Annotated in this window: 21 protein-coding genes, 2 tRNA genes and 1 pseudogene; 6 read left to right on the forward strand and 18 right to left on the reverse strand. The window is 68.6% G+C overall.

The annotated features are described in order from the left end of the window. Positions 1 to 26 precede the first annotated feature (26 nt). Both pstB and K1X59_RS15035 read left to right on the forward strand, forming a co-directional pair. Positions 27 to 806: a phosphate ABC transporter ATP-binding protein PstB gene (gene pstB / locus K1X59_RS15030; protein WP_028503355.1), complete on the forward strand. Its 780-nt coding sequence runs from the start codon at positions 27 to 29 to the stop codon at positions 804 to 806. A 146-nt stretch (positions 807 to 952) separates the two neighbouring features. Beyond that, a pseudogene (locus tag K1X59_RS15035) lies at positions 953 to 1,994 on the forward strand (NAD(P)-dependent alcohol dehydrogenase). 63 nt (positions 1,995 to 2,057) lie between these two features. Here K1X59_RS15035 and K1X59_RS15040 read toward each other — a convergent pair. The 5 genes from K1X59_RS15040 to K1X59_RS15060 all read right to left on the reverse strand — a co-directional run bounded on the left by K1X59_RS15040 (position 2,058) and on the right by K1X59_RS15060 (position 6,944). After that, positions 2,058 to 2,942 (reverse strand): aminodeoxychorismate lyase, encoded by an 885-nt coding sequence (locus K1X59_RS15040; RefSeq protein WP_183150671.1) that lies wholly within the window; start codon positions 2,940 to 2,942, stop codon positions 2,058 to 2,060. A 174-nt stretch (positions 2,943 to 3,116) separates the two neighbouring features. Next, positions 3,117 to 3,746, reverse strand: a complete 630-nt coding sequence (locus tag K1X59_RS15045; RefSeq protein WP_220173541.1) for a DNA-directed RNA polymerase subunit beta — start codon at positions 3,744 to 3,746, stop codon at positions 3,117 to 3,119. 29 nt (positions 3,747 to 3,775) lie between these two features. Further along, on the reverse strand, positions 3,776 to 4,123 hold the full coding sequence (locus K1X59_RS21695; RefSeq protein ID WP_258566870.1) for an anti-sigma factor: 348 nt from the start codon (positions 4,121 to 4,123) through the stop codon (positions 3,776 to 3,778). Positions 4,124 to 4,600: 477 nt separating this feature from the next. Further along, positions 4,601 to 5,200 (reverse strand): ECF RNA polymerase sigma factor SigK, encoded by a 600-nt coding sequence (gene sigK / locus K1X59_RS15055; protein WP_183150673.1) that lies wholly within the window; start codon positions 5,198 to 5,200, stop codon positions 4,601 to 4,603. 31 nt (positions 5,201 to 5,231) lie between these two features. Beyond that, complete coding sequence (locus tag K1X59_RS15060) at positions 5,232 to 6,944, reverse strand: cytochrome c biogenesis protein DipZ (protein WP_183150674.1); 1,713 nt, start codon at positions 6,942 to 6,944, stop codon at positions 5,232 to 5,234. Between the two features lie 164 nt (positions 6,945 to 7,108). Between K1X59_RS15060 and K1X59_RS15065 the strand changes: the two genes are divergently transcribed. Continuing rightward, the gene (locus K1X59_RS15065; protein ID WP_183150675.1) at positions 7,109 to 7,768 is read left to right on the forward strand and encodes a fasciclin domain-containing protein; all 660 of its coding nucleotides are present in this window, start codon (positions 7,109 to 7,111) and stop codon (positions 7,766 to 7,768) included. 137 nt (positions 7,769 to 7,905) lie between these two features. Further along, positions 7,906 to 7,978 (forward strand) — tRNA-Lys (locus K1X59_RS15070). 28 nt (positions 7,979 to 8,006) lie between these two features. Here K1X59_RS15070 and K1X59_RS15075 read toward each other — a convergent pair. After that, a complete protein-coding gene (locus K1X59_RS15075) occupies positions 8,007 to 8,465 on the reverse strand; it encodes a hypothetical protein (RefSeq protein ID WP_183150676.1) in 459 nt (152 codons plus the stop codon). Positions 8,466 to 8,636: 171 nt separating this feature from the next. On the opposite strand from K1X59_RS15075, the gene K1X59_RS15080 reads away from it, so the two are divergent. Beyond that, positions 8,637 to 9,182: a type 1 glutamine amidotransferase domain-containing protein gene (locus K1X59_RS15080; RefSeq protein ID WP_183150677.1), complete on the forward strand. Its 546-nt coding sequence runs from the start codon at positions 8,637 to 8,639 to the stop codon at positions 9,180 to 9,182. Between the two features lie 21 nt (positions 9,183 to 9,203). Here K1X59_RS15080 and K1X59_RS15085 read toward each other — a convergent pair whose 3' ends face one another. Then, complete coding sequence (locus K1X59_RS15085) at positions 9,204 to 9,719, reverse strand: CGNR zinc finger domain-containing protein (protein ID WP_183150678.1); 516 nt, start codon at positions 9,717 to 9,719, stop codon at positions 9,204 to 9,206. Between the two features lie 25 nt (positions 9,720 to 9,744). Here K1X59_RS15085 and K1X59_RS15090 point away from each other — a divergent pair, with 25 nt between their 5' ends. Continuing rightward, positions 9,745 to 9,960, forward strand: coding sequence for a hypothetical protein (locus K1X59_RS15090; RefSeq protein ID WP_183150679.1), 216 nt, complete (start codon positions 9,745 to 9,747; stop codon positions 9,958 to 9,960). Positions 9,961 to 10,023: 63 nt separating this feature from the next. Here K1X59_RS15090 and K1X59_RS15095 read toward each other — a convergent pair whose 3' ends face one another. The 11 genes from K1X59_RS15095 to K1X59_RS15145 all read right to left on the reverse strand — a co-directional run bounded on the left by K1X59_RS15095 (position 10,024) and on the right by K1X59_RS15145 (position 19,506). Beyond that, complete coding sequence (locus tag K1X59_RS15095; RefSeq protein WP_220173542.1) at positions 10,024 to 10,557, reverse strand: DUF1697 domain-containing protein; 534 nt, start codon at positions 10,555 to 10,557, stop codon at positions 10,024 to 10,026. Beyond that, a complete protein-coding gene (locus K1X59_RS15100) occupies positions 10,554 to 11,135 on the reverse strand; it encodes an isochorismatase family protein (protein ID WP_183150680.1) in 582 nt (193 codons plus the stop codon). The genes K1X59_RS15095 and K1X59_RS15100 overlap by 4 nt, the downstream gene beginning before the upstream one ends. A gap of 67 nt (positions 11,136 to 11,202) precedes the next feature. Then, positions 11,203 to 11,275, reverse strand: a tRNA-Thr gene (locus tag K1X59_RS15105). Positions 11,276 to 11,344: 69 nt separating this feature from the next. After that, positions 11,345 to 12,898 (reverse strand): alpha/beta hydrolase, encoded by a 1,554-nt coding sequence (locus tag K1X59_RS15110; protein WP_183150681.1) that lies wholly within the window; start codon positions 12,896 to 12,898, stop codon positions 11,345 to 11,347. Continuing rightward, positions 12,895 to 14,052, reverse strand: coding sequence for a DNA polymerase III subunit delta' (locus tag K1X59_RS15115; protein ID WP_183150682.1), 1,158 nt, complete (start codon positions 14,050 to 14,052; stop codon positions 12,895 to 12,897). The genes K1X59_RS15110 and K1X59_RS15115 overlap by 4 nt, the downstream gene beginning before the upstream one ends. 69 nt (positions 14,053 to 14,121) lie before the next feature. Next, entirely contained in the window at positions 14,122 to 14,751 is a 630-nt protein-coding gene (tmk, locus tag K1X59_RS15120) for a dTMP kinase (protein ID WP_183150683.1), read from the reverse strand. Next, positions 14,748 to 17,609 carry a type I DNA topoisomerase gene (gene topA, locus K1X59_RS15125; RefSeq protein ID WP_183150684.1) on the reverse strand — a complete coding sequence of 954 codons (2,862 nt, stop codon included), beginning with the start codon at positions 17,607 to 17,609 and terminating at the stop codon, positions 14,748 to 14,750. The genes tmk and topA overlap by 4 nt, the downstream gene beginning before the upstream one ends. A gap of 79 nt (positions 17,610 to 17,688) precedes the next feature. Further along, complete coding sequence (locus K1X59_RS15130; RefSeq protein ID WP_220173543.1) at positions 17,689 to 18,015, reverse strand: helicase; 327 nt, start codon at positions 18,013 to 18,015, stop codon at positions 17,689 to 17,691. After that, entirely contained in the window at positions 18,015 to 18,410 is a 396-nt protein-coding gene (locus tag K1X59_RS15135; protein ID WP_220173544.1) for a TadE family type IV pilus minor pilin, read from the reverse strand. The genes K1X59_RS15130 and K1X59_RS15135 overlap by 1 nt, the downstream gene beginning before the upstream one ends. After that, on the reverse strand, positions 18,410 to 18,607 hold the full coding sequence (locus tag K1X59_RS15140; RefSeq protein ID WP_183150685.1) for a DUF4244 domain-containing protein: 198 nt from the start codon (positions 18,605 to 18,607) through the stop codon (positions 18,410 to 18,412). The genes K1X59_RS15135 and K1X59_RS15140 overlap by 1 nt, the downstream gene beginning before the upstream one ends. A 50-nt stretch (positions 18,608 to 18,657) precedes the next feature. Continuing rightward, positions 18,658 to 19,506, reverse strand: coding sequence for a type II secretion system F family protein (locus tag K1X59_RS15145; protein WP_258566871.1), 849 nt, complete (start codon positions 19,504 to 19,506; stop codon positions 18,658 to 18,660). Positions 19,507 to 19,510: the final 4 nt, after the last annotated feature.

Genomic DNA, 19,510 nt, shown 5'->3' on the forward strand with positions numbered 1-19,510 from the left:
CCTCACCCGACAAGCAAGGAACAGCAGTGTCCAAGAGCATCGAAGTCAACGACCTGAACGTCTACTACAGCGACTTCCTCGCTGTGGAGGGCGTCTCCCTCGACATCCAGCCGCGCAGCGTCACGGCCTTCATCGGCCCTTCCGGCTGCGGCAAGTCCACGTTCCTGCGCACGCTCAACCGCATGCACGAGGTCATCCCCGGGGCCCGCGTCGAGGGCGAGGTGCTTCTCGACGGCAAGGACCTCTACGGCCCCGGGATCGACCCTGTGCTCGTGCGCCGTCAGGTGGGCATGGTGTTCCAGCGCCCGAACCCGTTCCCGACGATGTCGATCAAGGAGAACGTGCTCGCGGGTGTGAAGCTCAACAACAGCCGCATGTCGAAGAGCGATCAGGACGCCCTGGTCGAGAAGTCGCTCACCGGCGCGAACCTGTGGAACGAGGTCAAGGACCGCCTCGACAAGCCGGGCTCCGGCCTCTCCGGCGGCCAGCAGCAGCGTCTGTGCATCGCTCGCGCCATCGCCGTGTCGCCGCAGGTGCTGCTGATGGACGAGCCCTGCTCTGCCCTCGACCCCATCTCGACCTATGCGATCGAGGAGCTGATCGGCGAGCTCAAGAACGAGTTCACGATCGTGATCGTCACGCACAACATGCAGCAGGCGAGCCGTGTCTCCGACAAGACCGCGTTCTTCAACATCGCCGGCACCGGAAAGCCCGGCAAGCTCATCGAGTACGACGACACGACCAGCATCTTCACGACGCCGAGCGTCCAGGCCACGGAGGACTACGTCTCCGGACGCTTCGGGTGACCACTGTGCCGGAAGCGGCGCCCTTTTCGGCAGCACACGCGGCCGCTGCCCGGCCGGTGCGGATGGCTAGGCTGGATGGAACGCACATGCCGGATCCCTGTCCCTCGCAGCGAGGCGTCGGCCCGGCGCTCTGAGAAGGAGTCACCATGAAGGCTGTCCGGTTCACTGCTTGGAAGACGTTCCCCTCGATCGAGGAGGTGCCGCGACCTGTCCCCGGTCCCGGCGAGGTGCTGCTCAAGATCGCCGGTGCGGGTGCGTGCCACTCCGATGTGGCCGTGTTCGAGCAGTTCGACGAGAGCATGGGCGAGCAGCTCGCTCCGGCCTACACGCTCGGGCACGAGAACTCGGGGTGGATCGAAGAGGTCGGCCCCGGGGTGACCGGCGTGAAGGTGGGGGACGCCTTCCTGTCGTACGGTCCGATCGGCTGCCAGCACTGTCCGGCCTGCTCCCGCGGACAGGACACGTACTGCTACAACGCCGCGACCCAGCCCTACCTCGCCACCGGCCTCGGCCGCGACGGCGGATGGCCGAGTACATGACGGTTCCGGCGCGCAACCTCGTTCCGCTCGGAGACGCGGACCCCATCACGGCGGCACCGCTCTCCGATGCCGGGCTCACGCCGTACCACGCGATCAAGCTCGCCCTCCCGAAACTGGCCGGTGGCGGGAAGTCCGCCCTGGTGATCGGACTCGGCGGACTCGGGCAGATCGCCGTCCAGATCCTCGCAGCCCTGACGGGCGCCGACATCTACGCCACCGACATGAAGCCCGAGGCGATGGCCGAGGCGCAGAAGTCGGGCGCCATCCCGATCGAGGGCGGCGAGGGACAGGCGGAGCGGATCCGGGAGGCGACGGGGGTCAGGGCGTCGACGCGGTGTTCGACTTCGTCGGCGTGACGCCGACGATCAAACTCGCACAGCAGGTCGTGGCTCGCCGCGGTCGCATCACGGTCGTCGGCGTCGCCGGAGGCCCCACCGACTGGAGCTTCTACACCAACCCGTACGAGGCGGAGCTGACGAACACCTACTGGGGGACGATCGAGGAGCTCTACGAGGTCGTCGACCTGTACCGCAGCGGGAAGATCACGCCGCAGATCAAGACCTACCCGATGAGCCAGGCGCTGGACGCGTACCGCGATCTGCACGACGGAAAGCTCAGCGGACGCGCTGTCGTCACCCCGCACGCGTGAACGCCGCGGGCCGGAGCCGGAAGAGCTCCGGCCCGCTCGGCGAGGTCGCAGAGCGTACGGGCTTCAGTCGCGGGGCGAGAGCAGGTAGGCGTTGAGCTCGTCCGTCAGCGACACGTCCACGGAGAGGGAGGCGCCGTCGATCGCCGTGATCGCCGCGGCGAGGCGCACACTGGATACCAGCCAGGCGGCATCCGCGCGAGGCAGGTCGGACGCGGGGATGCGTTCGTAGTCCGTCTCGAAGCCCTGGGCCGCGAGGTGCTCGTAGACGCTCAGCTGGGTGGTGCCGTGCAGGATGCCGCCGTTCGGCGCCGGGGTCACGAAGCGGTCGCCGAAGCGGAGGATGAGCGATGCGGTCGGCGCCTCGAGCACGAAGCCGTCGCTCGAGAGGAAGATCGCATCGTCGGCGCCGCGGCGGTGGGCCTCCCGCAGAGCGGCCATGTTCACCGCGTAGGACAGCGTCTTGGCGCCCAGCAGCAGCCACGGCGCCCGCTCGGCCGCCCCGAGGTCGTATCCGCGGTCGAGCGTGACCACGCGCACCCCGTTCGCGCGTACCGCCGAGAAGTCGGCGGCGGGCGCAGCCGTCACCCATGCGGTCGGCGTGGGACCGTGCTCGACACCGCGACTAAGGATCAGCTTGATCACGGACTCCCCCGCCCCGAGCTGTGCGGCCGCACGCTCGACAGCCTGCCGCCACTGCATGAGGTTCGGAACGGGCAGATCGCACAGACGGGCGGAGTGCGCGAGGCGCTCCAGGTGCGGAACGACCTCCTGCGCGTGCCCGTCGATGACGCCGATCGACTCGAACACGCCGTCTCCGCGCTGTGTGCTCAGCTCTCCCACGCTCAGCGCGGGCGCTGCCGCATCCACCTGCGTGAAGGTGTCGCCGTAGTCGGAGCGCTGCTCGTCGGCAGCGACGGGATCGATCATGAGTGCGAAGCGCCCGGTCATGGTCCGAGCCTAGAGGGCGGGAATACCTCGGGCCTCATCGCGTTACAATGGAACGGCCGGGCCGCATAACCCCGGGCTCCATTTTTTGCCGCTTCGAGCGGCCTTCCGCCGAGAGGCGTTCTTGCGGCCCGGTCTTTCTCTGTCCGGGCCGCCTCCGCGCCGCGGCGCGACGCCTCAGGCGAGGGCGCCCATGCGCCACAGCACCGCAGCCGCCGTCAGGTCCTGGGCATAGCTGCTCAGTCGAAGAGCGCGTCTGGTCAGCTCGCTGGCACGCGCCGGTTCGGTCTGCTCGTAGTCGTCTGCCGTGTGCGTGGCCCCCGAGGCCTGCACCCGACAGAACGCCCCGGCGCGGTCCAGCGCGACCGCGAAGTCGCCGCGGAACGCCCCGCGCAGAATCGTGTCGATGAGTGCGACGAGTTCGTCCGGGCTCGCCGGTACCGGGGCACCCGCGATCACGACGTCGGCCGAGGGCAGTTCGACCCGCCCGCGGTCGTAGAGCAGTGCTGCGGTGCGAGGGTCGGCGTGGATCGCCAGCTGCAGCACGTACAGACGCCACAGCGCGCCGGGCAGCGTGCGCGACGGCGCCTTCGACCACAACTCGGCGATCTCGTCTATGCCGTGCTCGGCGGTGAAGGCGACGAGACGTTCTGCGCTCGCCCCGCTCTCGTCTGCGCGCACGCGGGTCAGCAGAGCCGATGCGGTGGCGTGCGCGACCCGCGTCTCCTCGGCGGGATCGTGCGCGCCGACGATGTTCTCGAACGCGGCGGTCGGTCGACGCACAGGGCGGTGGTGCTGCTCGGGCATCCCTCCAGGGTACGCGCGATCGGCGACACTCAGGCCGTGGGGATCACGATCACCGGGTCTGTGGTGGGCTGCCCGGTCGGCGATCCCCCGGCCTGCTCGACGGTCACAGCGATGGCGTCGCCCGCCTGCATATCACCCGCGAGAAGCGCCGTGGCGTCTCCGCCGTCGACGTCGAACACCCCGGCCGAGACGGGAGCGTCTCCGCGCACGAACCAGAGCTCGTAGGTCTCGCCCTCCGCCGGTGTCGGGATGCCGTCTGCGACGAGCACCGCCTTGCCGACCGAGGCCGACCAGTGCGCCGTCGCGGTTCCTCCGTCGTCGAGGGCGACCGTGGCCTGCTCGGCATCTCCCGCCGCCTCGATCTCCTGCAGCGCCACGACGCTCGCTGGACGGTTGAGCTGATCGTTCAGGGGCGACCGCGCCGACTCCCACCCCGACCAGGACGGCGAGGCATGCGGCGAGCGCGAACACCGCGCGCACCCACCGCCGCGGTTTCGCCGGCGTCGGGTCGTGCGCGACCTCTGCGGACCCGGCGGACGGCACGTCTTCGGCGGACGGCGCGTCCGGCGAAGTGCGCACCGGGGCGGCGGCATCGCTCCGTCCGGCGTCATCCGGTCCCGCGACCTCGTTCTGCGGCGTCAGGGCGATCTGCGCGAGCAGCGCCGACCGGATGCTCGCGGGAGGATCGACGGTCGCCGTGGTCTCGGCGAGCATGCCTGCCGATGCGGCGTCCGCGTCGACGATCGTCTGCCACTCCGGGTGCTCGAGGAGGGCAGCGCGGAAACGTCGCTCGTCTTCTGCGGTGAGCGTGTGCAGGGCGGCGCCTGCCGCGAGCTCTGCGAAGTCCTTCTCGTTCATGCCGTCACCCCCATCGCCGTGCGCAGTCGGGTGAGCCCGTCTCGCATCCGTGTCTTTATGGTCCCCAGCGGCGCACCCACGAGGGCCGCGATCTCGTTCTGACTGTAACCGCCGTAATACGCCAGGACGAGCGCTTCGCGCTGCACCTCAGGAAGCTCCGAGAGTGCGCCGACGACCTTCTCGCCTTCGATCCCCAATTCCACCTGCTCTGCGACGCTGTCGTGAGCCACGCCGATGTCCTTGAACCCGGCGCGCACATCACGGTCGGCGCTCGACTGCGAAGCCCGCACCCGGTCGACGGCCCGACGATGCGCGATCGTCATGACCCATGCTCGTCCCTGACCTCTGTTCGGAGCGAAGCGGGAAGCGGATTGCCAGATCTCCAGAAAGACCTCCTGAAGCACCTCTTCGCTCTGTGCGCGGTTCACCAGGACGCGGAGGATGAGGCCGAACGCGCGGGGAGAGAGGGCATCGTAGAGATCCGCGAAGGCAGCCTGGTCACCGCCGGCGACGCGCACGAGGAGGTCGCCGACAGCATCCTGCGTCGCGCCGTCCTCCGGGACGTCCATTCCGTCGATGACCATCTCCACAAGCATGCCGTATCTCCTCTCCGTTCCCGCGCAGACGTCACCCGAACGTGAAGGAATAGACCTCGACACCGGGAGGCACATCGAGTGTGAGCGTGCCTTCGGCGATGTCGTCCTGCTTCACGAGTTCGTACGACCGCGGAGTCCCGTCGACCGCCACGGTCTCGGACGAGCCGTCGTCGCGGCGGACCACGATGTCGCCCGACCCGGCCACCACGATCCGCACTTCGGCGGCGTGGTACTCGAGGCTGATCTCTCCCGCGTCCCCCTCCGGCGTCGCATACTGCGTCTCGATGGTCCAGTCGCCGTCCAGCGCGAAGCTGTCCGCCGGCTGATCCTTCGGGAATTCGTACGTGTTCGTGCCCCGGCGGTACTCGCCGTCTCCGCCGTAGTTCACGTCCTTCGAGGAGCCGAGGAACGTCTCCCTGGTGGTCGATCCCACATCCGGGGTGTCATCCTCGACATCGGTGGCCGCCGGCAGCTGCACCCCGGGATCGGCGTCTTTCAGCAACTCCCGGATCATGGACTCGGTTGCGGCGTAGTTGCCCTCACCGAAGGAGATGTGCCGGACGGTGCCCTCCGCGTCGATCAGGTAGTGCGCAGGCCAGTACCGGTTGCGGTAGTTCGTCCACGTCGACAGGTTGTTGTCGAGGGCGACGGGATACTCGATGCCGAAATCGCGTGCCCCGGCCGCCACGTTCCCCGGGTTCTTCTCGAAGGCGTACTCCGGAGAGTGGATGCCGATCACCTGGAGACCCGCATCGCGATAGGTCTCATCCCAGGCGACGACGTGCGGGATCGACCGCTGGCAGTTGATGCACGAGTACGCCCAGAAGTCGATCAGCACCACCTGGCCGCGCAGGTCCTTCAGGTCGAGGGCCTCCCCGTCGGGGGTGTTGAGCCATTCCTGGATGCCCTTGATCGAGGGGGCGGTCCCGCAGGACTCGAGTTCCTCGGCGCCGTTGGTGCACTTGTCGAGGTCCTTGTTCTCCTCGTTCACGAGTCCGCCCAGATCGAGGGCGTCCTGCACCTGTTCGGAATCGGCGATCTGCTCCTGCAGCGGAGCCGTGTAGTCGGGCAGCAGCCGCTGCAGTGCCTGCGGCACGTTGAACACCAGACCGACGGCGAGCGCGATCATGGCGATGCCCGCGGCGATGCGCAGCCCGCGCTCCTTCGACCGGAACGAGCGGATGCGCTCCACGACGCTGCGGCCCGCGAGCGCGAAGATCAGCAGGGGAACGGCGACCCCGATCGCGAACGACACCGTCAGCAGCACGGTTCCGATGCCGATCTGCCCGGTGGACCCTGCGACGATGATGGCGGCCAGCACCGGGCCGGCGCACGGCACGAAGACCGCTCCGAGGGCGAGTCCGACCCCGAAGCCGCTCCCCCGGTTCTTCACCTCGCGCTGGCCGAACCGCTGGAACGGGCGCTCGAGGATGTGCTGGAACCTCGGCACGATGAGACCGACTCCGATGATGACGAGCACCGCGATGCCGACCCATCGGATGATGTCCTGCGGCAGATTCAGCAGCCCGAGGAGCAGGGAGCCACCCAGGGTCACGAGCGTGAAGCTCAGCACGAGGCCCGCGATCACGAAGTACGGTCTGCTCCGCCGTGCCGGCACCACTTCGTCGTCGTACTTCGCGGACTGTGCGCCTCCGGTGAGGAAGATCACGGGAAGCACGGGCAGGATGCACGGCGAGATGCCGGTGATGAGCCCGCCGAGCAGGCCGATGATGATCAGGTCCATGAGGTCCCCACTTCTGTCAGGACCTGTTCGCTCCGGGGGCGTGAACGGATTGGATCCGGGCGCTCCGGAACTTTTCTGAGATTTCTCCCATCCGATCCGGAGGGGGTTCCGAACAGCACTCGACGCCACGGAGAGGCCGTGGCTCAGTTCTGAAGGAGCTCGACATGTTCAGCACCAAGAAGAAGGTCACCGCAGCAGTCACTCTCGGACTGGCGAGCGCGTTCCTGCTCTCCGCCTGTTCGATGGGCAGCGGCAGCACCACGGAGGAGTCCACCGAGCCCAAGGCACCGGAGACGTCGGAGTCGACGCCGATGGAGATGGACCCGGCGGCGAACCTCGTCGGTCCCGGATGCGCCGCGTACGCGGACGCCGTGCCGGACGGCGCAGGATCGATCCAGGGCATGTCCCAGGATCCCGTCGCCGTCGCCGCGTCCAACAACCCGCTGCTGACGACGCTGGTCGCCGCGGTGAGCGGACAGCTCAACCCGGATGTCAACCTCGTCGACACGCTCAACGGCGACGAGTTCACGGTGTTCGCACCCGTGGATGACGCCTTCGCGAAGATCGACCCGGCGACCATCGAGGCGCTCAAGACCGACAGCGCGACGCTCAGCTCGATCCTGACGTACCACGTGGTTCCCGGCCAGATCGAGCCCGCCGACATCGAGGGCATGCACACGACCGTTCAGGGTGCAGACCTCGAGGTCACCGGCAGCGGTGACGAGTGGATGGTCAACGACGCCAACATCGTCTGCGGTGGAGTCCAGACCGCGAACGCGACCGTGTACCTGATCGACACGGTCCTCATGCCCCCGGCTGAGTAAGCACGGGATGGCCGGGAGGAGGACCCGGTAGGCACCCTTCGCGGGGAGCAGGGGGAGGATCCCCCGTGAAGGAGTGGGGCCGTCGGCGGACATGGATCGCTGACGGCCCCTCGTCGTGCGCACTAGACTGGACGCAGGGGCCTCTAGCTCAGTCGGCAGAGCATCGGACTTTTAATCCGCGGGTCGTGGGTTCGAGCCCCACGGGGCCCACCGCACACGCCGCCTCGCGGCGTCCGTCTCAGGATTCGCCGTCGTGCGTGCCCGCGAGGAGCTCATCGCGGATCTCCGCCACACCGCTCGGCAGCGACTCGCCCTCGAGCTCGAACACCGGCGCGTCCGGCGTCCCGCCGATCGCGCACACCGCGACCGTGTCCTGATCGTCCAGCGTCTTCGGGATCACGACGAACCAGAGCGACTTCTCTCCCAGGTACTCGGTCGTCGCCATGTCGCTGAAGTACGTCGCATCCGGTGCGAGCGGCCTGGTCTTGTCCGTGCAGAGCGTGACGAGCTCGGCGCCGGTGAATTCTGCGCCCGTCTCGACAGGGTCGGGCGTCGCGGAAGACGACGACGACGGCGAAGGGGACGGCGACGGCGAGTTCGACGTCTCGACCGGCGTGGGGCTCGGTGCGGGCTCGGGAGCACAGCCCGCGAGCAGGATGAGCGCCGGCAGAAGGACGAGAGCAGGACGAAGACGCATGTCTGGATGCTATCGACCCGGTACCGGTTTCGCGGTCGCGCACTCCGACGCATCGCGGTTCTCCTGTATCACCGCCGTGGCGCAGCGACCACCCCCTTCCGCACCGCGTTCCCCCGCGAGAGAGTCGAAGCGTCCCCGAACGGCGGACGACTCTCGACGAAAGGACGATCCATGACTCTCACCGGCAGCCGCGTGGCATTCCTGGCGACGGACGGATTCGAGGACAGCGAGCTCACCAGCCCGTGGGATGCGGTCACCGCCGAAGGCGCGAGTGCGACGCTGATCGCTCCCGCAGGAGCCGCGATCACCGGCAAGAACGGCCATGAGCAGGCCGTCGATCTGCTCTCCGCCGACACGACGGCCGACCAGTTCGACGCGCTCGTGCTCCCCGGCGGTGTCGTCAACGCCGACCACCTGCGCCTCGACGAGCCGTCGATCGCACTGGCCCGTTCGTTCTTCGAGCAGCACAAGCCCGTCGGCGTCATCTGTCACGGCGCCTGGATCCTGATCGAGGCCGGCGTCGTCGACGGCCGCACCCTCACGAGCTACCCCAGCCTGACCACCGATCTCCGCAATGCGGGCGCGACCTGGGTCGATGAAGAGGTCGTCGTCGATGAGGGCCTGGTCTCGAGCCGCACTCCCGACGATCTGCCCGCCTTCAACGCGAAGCTCGTGGAGGAGATCGGCGAGGGGAAGCACTCCGGCCAGACGGCCTGAGGAGATCGTCCTCTCGGGCGCTCAGCCTCGGGCGCGGTGGCGACGCACGGCAGCACGGTTGGCGCAGCGCACGGAGCAGAAGCGCTGCCGGCCGTTCCGTGTCACGTCGGCGACGACGTTGGTGCACGGAGCGGCCTGGCAGCGCCCGAGCCTGCCCATCCCCCGCGTGACGAGGTGCAGCGAAGTACCGAGGCTGATGATGGCGCGGAGCACGTACGGCAGCGAGGGCACGTCGTCGCGGTAGTGCAGGTGCCAGCCCTCGCCGTCGTGGTTGGTCAGTCGCGGGTATGCGGCGGCGATCGCCAATTGCGCGTTCAACAGCACGGCCCGCGCGTCGGGGTCGGGTTCGTCGACGATGGCGAGCCAGTCGTCGACGACCGCCCTGACCTTCGCGTGATCGTCTGCGGCGGGCGGGAAGGTCTGCGTCATGCCCAGTTCGAGCGTGCGTTGCTCGATCCCCGCGCGGTCGGTCGGCCAGTCGTTGGCCAGAGACGCCGCCAGCAGTACCGCATATTCGCCGTAAGGGTTGAGATGCATAAGACCATTACATCACGCTGGATGCATGAGCTCCCTCGACACGCTCCCGATCCCCCGCGTCCCGCTGACCCCGGAGACGCATGAACACGCGTGGTACACCGAGTCACGGCATCCCACGAGTGACGGCACCGTCCTCTACGTGCGCTGCGGGGAATGCGGCTCCCGCCGCGTCGACCTGCAGGCGCATCCGCACACGCCGCCGGTCGCCGTGAGCGGGGACCTCGGACGCCCGCGCAGCTGACCTCTCGCCTCCACGATCTCGCCGTTGCGCGGCACCCACGATTCGCCGCCGCGCCGCGAGGGTTCACCCGGTCAGGTCGATGAGTCGGCGGGTCGTGCGGAGATTGCGGGCGGTCCCCGCGACGGCGAGAGCGCGATCGAGCACGGTCTTCGTGAGTCTCGTGGAGTGCACGCCACCCTGTCCGTAGTCGATCCACAGGTCGTTCCCGATCAGAGCGAGGCGCTCCGCTGGCCGACGTCGCTGCTCCAGGGCCTCCACCGCGCCCGGCGTCGGAGGCCCCTCGAGGAACATCGCGTGCACGAACTTCACATCGCCTTCCGGGAACGGCTGCTCGCCCTCGGATGCGACGAGCTGCGCGTTGGTCCGATGGATGACCGGGGTGTCGACGCCGAACTCGCTGTGGATCGCGGCGCGCACGGCTGCGCACGCGGCATCCGGGTGGGCGGGCGTCGCGCAGATGATGTTGCCGCTCGCGATGTAGGTCGAGAGGTCTTCGAGGTCGGTCTCCGCCGCCAGGACCTCCCGGAGGCGCGCCATGGGGACGCTGTTGCGTCCGCTGACGTTCACGGCTCGCAGCAGCAGGACGCTGCGGGTCACGCGTCGGCGCTCTCGACCAGCTCCGCACCGGCATGGACGAGTTCGGCGAGTGCCGCTTCGCTGGGTTCCGGAGCGACGCCCGCGACCAGGTCGGTGAGCACCCGGACGCGCACGCCGTGCGCGATGGCATCGAGTGCCGATGCCCGGACGCAGTGGTCGGTCGCGAGGCCGACGACGTCGGCGCTGAGCACCCCTGCCGCACTCAGGATCGCCCCGACGGTCTCCCCCTCGGGCGTCTCCCCCTCGAACATCGAATACGCCGGCTTGCCCTGGCCCTTGCGGACGTGGTGCGTCACGGCCTCGGTCACCAGCAGCGGATCGTACTCGGCGCCCTCCGTGCCTGCGACACAGTGCACAGGCCAGGTGTCGACGAAGTCAGGCGCCTCCGCGAAGTGGCCTCCGTTGTCACCCTCGGCGTCATGCCAGTCACGAGACGCGATGATCACCTGATACTCCCCGGAATGCGAGGCGAGAAAGGTCGTGATCGCGGCAGCCACGACATCGCCTCCCGCGACGGCGAGGGCGCCGCCCTCGGTGAAGTCGTTCTGCACGTCGACGATGAGAAGCGCTCTGCTCATACGTCGAGGGTACGCCGCACGAGACGGGAAAGGCCCCGTGATGTTCTTCGCATCACGGGGCCTTCGGAGCCGCTTGTCAGAATCGAACTGACGACCTTTTCATTACGAGTGAAATGCTCTGCCGACTGAGCTAAAGCGGCGTGCGACGCGTGAGCGGCGCGATCACCGATATTACCCTGTCTCGCGCCCGCTCGCGAATCGAGCCCGACTCACTCGCAGCGGAGGCCGTCCTCGGGCACCACGTCGTCGAGCAGGAACGCCTCCACGGCGTCGTCCACGCAGGTGTTGCCCTTGTTGTAACCGGTGTGCCCTTCGCCGACGCGAGTGATGAGGACACCCTCCTCCAACTGGTCGGCAAGCGACTCGGACCACTCGTACGGCGTCGCGGGGTCGTTCGTCGTGCCGATCACCAGGATGGGACCAGCGCCCTCAGCGGTGATCTCGCCGCGCGTGCCGGTCGGCGGGTACGGCCACACCTCGCACGAGTCCGGACCGCTCCAGTAGGGGGCGATGGTGGGAGCCCCCTCGGCGATCTTGTCGTCGATAGCGGCTTCGGCTGCCGGGTCGTCTTCCACCGGGTAGTCCATGCAGTTGTACGCGCGGAACGCCTCGGTGGAGTTGTCGATGTAGACGCCGTCCTCACGACCGTTGTAGAAGTCGGCGAGGAAGAAGGCAGAACCCGGGTCGCCCTGGAGCGCCTCGTCGAGCGCCTGCGTGAGGTATCCCCAGTTGTCCTGCGAGTACAGGGCGGCGATGATGCCCGTCATCAACGAGTCGGCTCCCATCAGGCGGCCGTCACCGTTCTTCAGCGGGGTGCGGTCGACGCTCGCCAGCAGAGCCCCGAGGTCGGTCATCGCTTCGTCGACGCTGCCGTTGAACGGGCACTCCCCGGAATCGAGGCAGTCCTGCATGTAGGCCCGCAGTGCGGATTCGAAGCCGAGAGCCTGCGTGGCACCCACCTCGAGCCCGGGGACGGCGGGATCGATCGCACCGTCGAGCACCAGACGACCGGCCTTCTCGGGGTAGAGCTTCGCGTAGGTCGCGCCGAGGAACGTGCCGTACGAGTAGCCGAGGTAGTTCAGCTGCGTGTCGCCGAGGACGGCACGGATCAGATCCATGTCGCGAGCGGCGTTGACCGTCGTGATGTACGGCAGGATGCCGCCGCTGTTCGCATCGCACGCCTCGGCGAAGCCCTTGTGCGCCTCGAGGAGTTCGGCCTCCCACTCCGCCGTGCCACGGGCCGCGGCAGGGATTCCGTAGAGGTACTCGTCCATCTCGGGGGCGTCGTAACAGGTCACGGCGGTGGAGGCGCCGACGCCGCGCGGGTCGAACCCGATCACGTCGTAGTTCTCGATGAGGTCGGCGCCGACCGCGAACGTGAGGTTGTTCTGCACGAGGTCGACGCCACTCGCACCCGGACCGCCCGGGTTGGTCAGCAGCGAACCGACGGGGGTCCCCTGGGCGCGATGCCGGACCACCGACAGGGTGATGTCGCCGGCGCTCGGGTTCTCCCAGTCGAGCGGCGCCGTGACATCCGTGCAGTCGAAACCGGGGCCGCAGTCCGTCCATTCGAGTTCCTGCGAGTAGAAGGGCAGCAGGTCTTCGGACACACCCTCGGTGTCGGGCGCGCTCGTCGTCGACGGACGAGACGTCTGCTCGGGGATCATCGCGTACAGGCACCCGGAGAGCGCGACGGAGGCTGCGGCGATACCGGCGATCACCGCAGCGGCGCGACGGAAGCGGGAAGTCGATCGGTTCGTCACGGTTTCCTCCCGCTCGTGATCGTCACGAGCAAGCTCTCCAGGGCGAGCAGCGGAGCGACGTTGCGCTCCAACGACTGCCGCGTCTCGGCAAGGTGGTCAAGTACGACAAGCGTACGGGTCTCCGACCAGGCGTCTGCGAGACCCTCCAGTTCGGAACGCAGCTCGCTGTTGATCAGATCGTCCCCGCGTCCGAACTGGAGCATGACGACATCACGGAACAGGGACTGCAGGTCGGTGAGCACGCGATCGATGCCGTCTCGCAGGCTACGGGTCGCGCGCTTCTTCTGATCGTCTTCCAGAGCGGACAGTTGCGTGCGCAATGCCGGGGGCACCGCCTGTCCCTCGGCGATCCCGATCGTGCGCAGGAGCGAGGCCCTCTCGTTCGCGTCACGTTCGGCCGTGAGAGACTTCGCATCCTCGGTCGCCGCCTGGATGATCCGCCCGGCGACCTCGACCGCATCGCCGACCCCGCGCACCGCGATGACCGATCTCAGGGTCTCGTCGCGCCGCCGACGAGCGGAGTCGTCGGTCGCGAGTCGCTGCGCCATGCCGATGTGACGTTGAGCGTGGCGAGCGGCCTGTTCGGCGACGTTCTCGTCGACTCCGGTGCGCAGACTGATCAGTCGGGCGACGTCGGTCACGTCGGGCTCGCTCAGACGCAGCGAACGCACCCGCGAGCGGATCGTGGGCAGCAGATCGGCCTCGCTGGGCGCGCACAAGATCCACACTGTCTGCTCGGGCGGCTCTTCCAGCGCCTTCAGCAGCACGTTCGAGGTGCGTTCGACCATGCGGTCGGCATCTTCGACCACGATGACCCGGTAGCGACCAGCCGACGGCGCGAAGTAGGAGCGCTCGACCAGGCTGCGCGCCTCGGCGATCGTGATGATGACCTTGTCGGTGCGCAGAGCCGTGACATCGGGGTGGGTGCCCGCGAGCACCTGACGCATCACGGTTTCATCGTCGGGGTGATCGGCGACGAGGGCTGCGGCGAAAGCATATGCGAGGGTCGAACGACCCGAGCCGGGAGGACCGGTGATCAACCACGCGTGCGAGAGCGCTGCAGGATCGGATGCCGCGGTTCGGAGCGTGTCGACGGCCGCGTCCTGGCCCCACACATCCGCCCACGGGAACGGAGCGGGAACAGTCTGGGGCATGCACTCAGCCTAATCGTGACCACCGACGCGCATGCACGAGCGCCCACGGACCGCAGCCCGCCTCGTATGTCAGCCGAGCAGCGCGGCCACTCGTCCGCGGATCTGCGTGGCGATCTCCTCCGCCGGCGCAGCGGCATCGAGCACGAGGAACCGGTCGGGTTCCGCTGCGGCGAGCGCGAGGTAGGCGTCTCGGACGCGGCCGTGGAACTCCGCCTGCTCGGCCTCCAGCCGGTCGAACGGCTTGTCGGCCGAGTCGAGCCGCGCACGAGCAGCGCCGGGGTCCAGGTCGAGCAGGAGGGTCAGATCCGGGAGTGCGCCTTCGGCCGCCCACAGCGACAGCTCGCGGATCTCGGTCGCATCGAGGATGCGCCCCGCACCCTGATATGCCACGGAGGAGTCGAGGTAGCGATCCTGCAGGACGATCTCGCCCCGGTCGAGCGCCGGCCGCACGACCGTCGCGACATGGTGCGCCCGGTCTGCCGCGTACAGCAACGCCTCCGCGCGCGGCGCGATGTCACCGCGATGGTGCAGCACGATGTCGCGGATCAGGTGCCCGACCTCGGAACCGCCGGGCTCGCGCGTGCGCACCACGGTGCGACCGGTGCCCTCGAGCCATTCGGCGAGCAGATTCGACTGCGTCGTCTTGCCCGACCCGTCTCCGCCCTCGAGCGTGATCCACACCCCGTGACCCGAGGTCACGAGTCCGCCTTCTCTGCGGCCTTCGCCGCAGCGTTCGCGGCCCGAGTCGCCGCCGCCTTCTTCGCCGCCGCCGACCGAGCAGCGGATGTCGCCGCGGTCGTCTTCTTCGCCGCAGGCTTCTTGGCCGCGGGCTTCTTCGCGGTCGTCGTGGTCGCAGCCTTCTTCGCCGGGGCCTTCTTCGCCGGGGCCTTCTTCGCTGCGCCCCGTTTCGGAGCCGGACCCTTCGCCCGCTTGTCCGCGAGCATCTGCACCGCGATCTCGAACGTGATGTCCTCGACCTTCTGCCCGCGCGGGATCGTCACGTTGGTCTCCCCGTCGGTGACGTACGCGCCGAAGCGCCCGTCGCGGATGCGGATCGGCTTGCCGCTGACGGGGTCGGCGTCGAACTCGGCGAGCGCGCTGGACGCGCGTCGCCCTGCCCCGTACTTCGGCTGAGCGTAGATCTCCAGCGCCTGCTCGAGCGTGACGTCGAAGATCTGCGACTCGTTCTCGAGCGAGCGGGAGTCGGTGCCCTTCTTGAGGTACGGTCCGAACCGACCGTTCTGCGCCGTGATCTCGTCGCCGGTCTCCGGGTCGACGCCCACCACGCGCGGCAGACTGAGCAGCTTGAGCGCGGTGTCGAGTTCGATCGTGTCGACCGACATCGAGCGGAACAGCGACGCCGTGCGCGGCTTGGGAGCGGCGTCCTTCTTCTTCGCGCCGCGCTTCGCCTTCGGCGCCTCGACCACCTCACCGGTCGCCTCGTCGACGGCGGCGTCTTCGGACACCGGGTCGTTCTCCTGGACGTACGGTCCGAACCGACCGTCCTTGACCACGACGATCTTCCCGTTCTCGGGGTTCTCGCCCAGCACCCGGTCGCCGGCCACCGGAGCGTCGATGAGCTCCTGCGCCTTCTCGGCGGTCAGCTCGTCGGGGGCGAGATCTTCCGGCACGTTGACGATGCGCGGCTTGGCCTCGGGGTTCTCCGGGTCGGCGACCTCGAGGTAGGGGCCGTACTTGCCGAAGCGAAGCGTGGCCGTGTCGGTGATCGGCGTGGAATTCAGAGCACGTGCGTCGATCTCGCCGAGGTTGTCGACGACCTGACGGAGTCCGACGTGGGAGTCGGAGCCGAAGTAGAACGACTTGAGCCATTCGACGCGGTTCTGCTCGCCGCGAGCGATCGTGTCGAGGTCGTCTTCGAGCGCTGCGGTGAAGTCGTAGTCCACGAGCTCGGCGAAATGCTCCTCGAGCAGTCGGACCACGCTGAACGCGAGCCACGTCGGCACGAGGGCCTGACCGCGCTTGACGGCGTATCCGCGGTCGAGGATGGTCTCGGGGATCGAGGCGAAGGTCGACGGACGCCCGATGCCCTTCTCCTCGAGCACCTTCACGAGGGACGCCTCGGTGTATCGCGGCTTCGGCGTGGTGCGGTGCCCCTTGGCCTCGGCATCCGACACCACGAGCTCGTCGCCGACCGCCACGGCGGGGAGCGACTGGTTCTCCGCAGCATCGGCATCGCTGCGCTTCTCGTCGCGACCTTCTTCGTACGCCTCGAGGAAGCCCTTGAAGGTGTACACGGTTCCCGACGCGGTGAACTCCGCCTTCTTACCCGCGGCATCGACGGCGATCGTCACCGTGGTGGTCTCGTACTTCGCGTCGGACATCTGGCTGGCGACCGTCCGCTTCCAGATGAGGTCGTAGAGGCGCTGCTCGTCACGGTCGAGCTCGGACGACAGCGAGGCCGGTGTGCGGAAGGTGTCACCGGAGGGGCGGATCGCCTCGTGTGCCTCCTGGGCGTTCTTGCTCTTCGACTTGTAGACGCGCGGCTTCAGCGGCACTGCCGCATCGCCGTAGAGGGCCACCGCCTGGCTCCGCGCCGCCTGCACCGCCTGGGTGCTCAGCGACGTGGAGTCGGTACGCATATAGGTGATGTACCCCTTCTCATACAGCCGCTGGGCGACACCCATCGCCTGCTTCGCTCCCATGGAGAGCTTGCGGCCGGCCTCCTGCTGCATCGTGGATGTCGTGAACGGCGCGTACGGGCTGCGGGTGCCCGGCTTGGCCTCGACCTTGGTGACGGTGCCGGCACCGACGGCGTCGATGGCCTCGGCGAGCGCGGTGGCCGCTGCCTCGTCGAGGATGACGACGGCCTTCTTGAGCTTCCCGTCGTCGTCGAAGTCGGTTCCACGGGCGAGCTGACCACCGTCGACGCGGACGAGTCGGATCTTGAACGAGGTGCCCGTCGCCGCCGCTGCGGCGTCGACGTCCCAGTACTCCGCGGACGTGAACGCCATGCGCTCGCGCTCGCGGTCGACGATGAGCCGGGTCGCCGCGGACTGCACACGGCCGGCGGAGATCCCGGTCTTGACCTTGTACCAGAGCACGGGCGACACGTCCCAGCCGTAGAGCCGGTCGAGGATGCGTCGGGTCTCCTGGGCATCGACCAGGTCGTGGTCGAGCTCGCGGGTGTTCCCCACAGCAGCCTGGATCGCGTCCTTCGTGATCTCATGGAAGACCATGCGCTTGACGGGGACCTTGGGCTTGAGCGTCTCGAGCAGATGCCAGGCGATCGCCTCCCCCTCGCGGTCCTCATCAGTGGCGAGCAGGAGTTCGTCCGCACTCTTGAGCGCGCGCTTGAGCTCGGCCACGGTCTTGGTCTTGCGGTCGGAGACGACGTAGTAGGGGTCGAAGCCGTTCTCGATGTCGATCGAGTACTTCCCGTACGCCTGCTTGTCGTCGGCGGGGATGTCCTTCTTGTCGGCGAGATCGCGGATGTGGCCGACGGAGCTGAGCACCTCGTAGCCGTCGCCGAGGTATCCCTGAATAGACCGCATCTTCGTCGGGGACTCGACGATGACGAGCTTCTTGCCTTCAGCCAAGGGGCGTCCTTTCTTCGAAGCACACCATACACACCACTGTGTGGGGTTGTTCACAGTGAGCGAGGTCGCACGGCCGTCATCATCCCTCGGGTGGCCCGGCACGGGCTCGGGAGACGGCTGCGAGACCAGCGTACGCCGCCTGGACCTCCACGGTCGCCACGAAGCCTTCGAGGGTGCAGCCGGTGAGTGCGGCTCCTGCTGCCGTCGCCACCCGCCCCGCGACCGTGCACGGCGCGTCCGTGCCCGGCACGGCGCCGCTCGCGGTATCGGCTGCCGCGAGCGCCGCGGCATCGGCGGCGCCTGCCACCCGCTGCGCGGTGACGCACGCTCCCCCGACAGCCGCCAGCCCGAGGGACAGCGCAGCGGCGACCGTGAGGACGCCGGCGGCAAGCGCCGTGCCCGCCATCAGAGGCCGCCGTCGAGCGCACAGCTCGACGCTCGCTGCGGCACCCGGACGAGGCTGCCGATCATCGCCTCTGTGGTCGCGGTGACGCAGACCAGGTCGCCCGAACGGGAGGAGGAGACATGCGCCGCGGGGACCGCCACGTTCACCACCCGTGCGGCAGCCGCGGCCCCTTCACCGCGCCCGAGGAGACGAGCAGCGTCGGCTGATGCGTCTTGAAGGGCGACCTGGCGCGCTGCCGCACTGAGCGCGCCCGCTCCGAGCAGGAGCGCGAGCACCACCGCGGGTAGCGCGAGCGCGAGTTCGGCAGCGACCGATCCGCGCTCGCGGTCGTCGGGCTCGATGCGCGACAGCGCGCGGCATCGGCGTCCACCGCTGGACCTTCCCCTCGCGCGCATCACGACACCGTCAGAGCTCGCCGCACGAGGTTGGTCAGGATGCCGCGGACCTCGTCGGATCTCATGATCGCGACAAGGAGACCGGCGAAGGCCACAGCAGCCATCGTGGTGATCGCGTACTCGGCGGTCGCTGCGCCGGTGTCGTCGCCGAAGAGTCCTGCCGCACGGCGTCGGTCCAATCGGGGAATGCTCTTCATGATGTTCTTCTTTCTCTGGGATGCCTGCGCATCGGGTGATCTGATGCCGGTCACACCGGCAAGGGTGTCGAGGACAGGACGCTGAGCAGAAGAGGCGCAACGCCGAGCAGCAGGAACGCCGGCAACGTGCACACGCCCAGAGGGATCAACAGCCGCGTCGAGAGTTTCGCCGCACGCAGACGCCCCTGCACTCTGGCGGAGTGGCGGTCTTGTGCGGCGGATGCCCTGAGGAGTTCGGCAGCGGGTACGCCCGCGGCGCGCGACAGATCGAGCACGGTGTCGATCCGATGATCGGCTCCGACGGATGCGGAACTCTCGGCGACCAGCCGTCGCGCACGGTCGATGGATACCCCGCCCGCGAGCGCCACGGCCATCAGCTCCGCCTGCATGCCCGGGATTCCCGGTGCCGGTCGCGCGCGACGCAGAAGCCGGCCCGTCCACACACGTGCTGCGAGCACGAGGAGGAGCCCGGCGATCACGCAGAGGGCGCCGAGCGGATTCCCGATCACGACCCCGAGGGTGTCGAACCCGAGAGCGAAGCCGAGGACGAGTCCGGCGAAGGGCATCCAGAGCAGCAGTCGTGCGGTCCCCGCGGGCTCGGCGAGGGCGATGCGCACGTCGTCGTCGGCGGCGGAGGCGTCTCGCAACGACTCGGCGATGATCCGGAGAACTTCCGCGAGCGGAGCACCGACCGTCGTCGCGATCTCCCATGCCGCTGCCAGGTCGACCCACGCGCCACCCTCGGCCTCGATCGCCGGCAGAAGGGGGACGCCACGGTCGACCCGATCGACCACGGCAGCGGCGTGCCGGTCTCCGGTTCCGGCGACGTGACGCCAGGCGATCAGCGGCACGGCTCCCGCCTGCAGAAGCACCGCCAACGTCTGCACGGACGCAGCCACGTCA

The sequence above is a fragment of the Microbacterium sp. Se5.02b genome, from assembly GCF_019464375.1.
GTDB lineage: Bacteria > Actinomycetota > Actinomycetes > Actinomycetales > Microbacteriaceae > Microbacterium.

What these genes read in the sequence shown, in the direction of transcription:
- K1X59_RS15040 (WP_183150671.1), bottom strand. Translation starts at nt 2,942, where the DNA reads ATGACCGGGCGCTTCGCACTCATGATCGATCCCGTCGCTGCCGACGAG.
- K1X59_RS15130 (WP_220173543.1), bottom strand. Translation starts at nt 18,015, where the DNA reads ATGGCGGGCACGGCGCTTGCCGCCGGCGTCCTCACGGTCGCCGCTGCG.
- K1X59_RS15065 (WP_183150675.1), top strand. Translation starts at nt 7,109, where the DNA reads ATGTTCAGCACCAAGAAGAAGGTCACCGCAGCAGTCACTCTCGGACTG.
- K1X59_RS15080 (WP_183150677.1), top strand. Translation starts at nt 8,637, where the DNA reads ATGACTCTCACCGGCAGCCGCGTGGCATTCCTGGCGACGGACGGATTC.
- K1X59_RS15115 (WP_183150682.1), bottom strand. Translation starts at nt 14,052, where the DNA reads ATGCCCCAGACTGTTCCCGCTCCGTTCCCGTGGGCGGATGTGTGGGGC.
- K1X59_RS15090 (WP_183150679.1), top strand. Translation starts at nt 9,745, where the DNA reads ATGAGCTCCCTCGACACGCTCCCGATCCCCCGCGTCCCGCTGACCCCG.
- K1X59_RS15060 (WP_183150674.1), bottom strand. Translation starts at nt 6,944, where the DNA reads ATGGACCTGATCATCATCGGCCTGCTCGGCGGGCTCATCACCGGCATC.
- K1X59_RS15135 (WP_220173544.1), bottom strand. Translation starts at nt 18,410, where the DNA reads ATGCGCGCGAGGGGAAGGTCCAGCGGTGGACGCCGATGCCGCGCGCTG.
- K1X59_RS15085 (WP_183150678.1), bottom strand. Translation starts at nt 9,719, where the DNA reads ATGCATCTCAACCCTTACGGCGAATATGCGGTACTGCTGGCGGCGTCT.
- sigK (WP_183150673.1), bottom strand. Translation starts at nt 5,200, where the DNA reads ATGCTTGTGGAGATGGTCATCGACGGAATGGACGTCCCGGAGGACGGC.
- K1X59_RS15075 (WP_183150676.1), bottom strand. Translation starts at nt 8,465, where the DNA reads ATGCGTCTTCGTCCTGCTCTCGTCCTTCTGCCGGCGCTCATCCTGCTC.
- K1X59_RS15140 (WP_183150685.1), bottom strand. Translation starts at nt 18,607, where the DNA reads ATGAAGAGCATTCCCCGATTGGACCGACGCCGTGCGGCAGGACTCTTC.
- K1X59_RS15100 (WP_183150680.1), bottom strand. Translation starts at nt 11,135, where the DNA reads ATGAGCAGAGCGCTTCTCATCGTCGACGTGCAGAACGACTTCACCGAG.
- K1X59_RS15045 (WP_220173541.1), bottom strand. Translation starts at nt 3,746, where the DNA reads ATGCCCGAGCAGCACCACCGCCCTGTGCGTCGACCGACCGCCGCGTTC.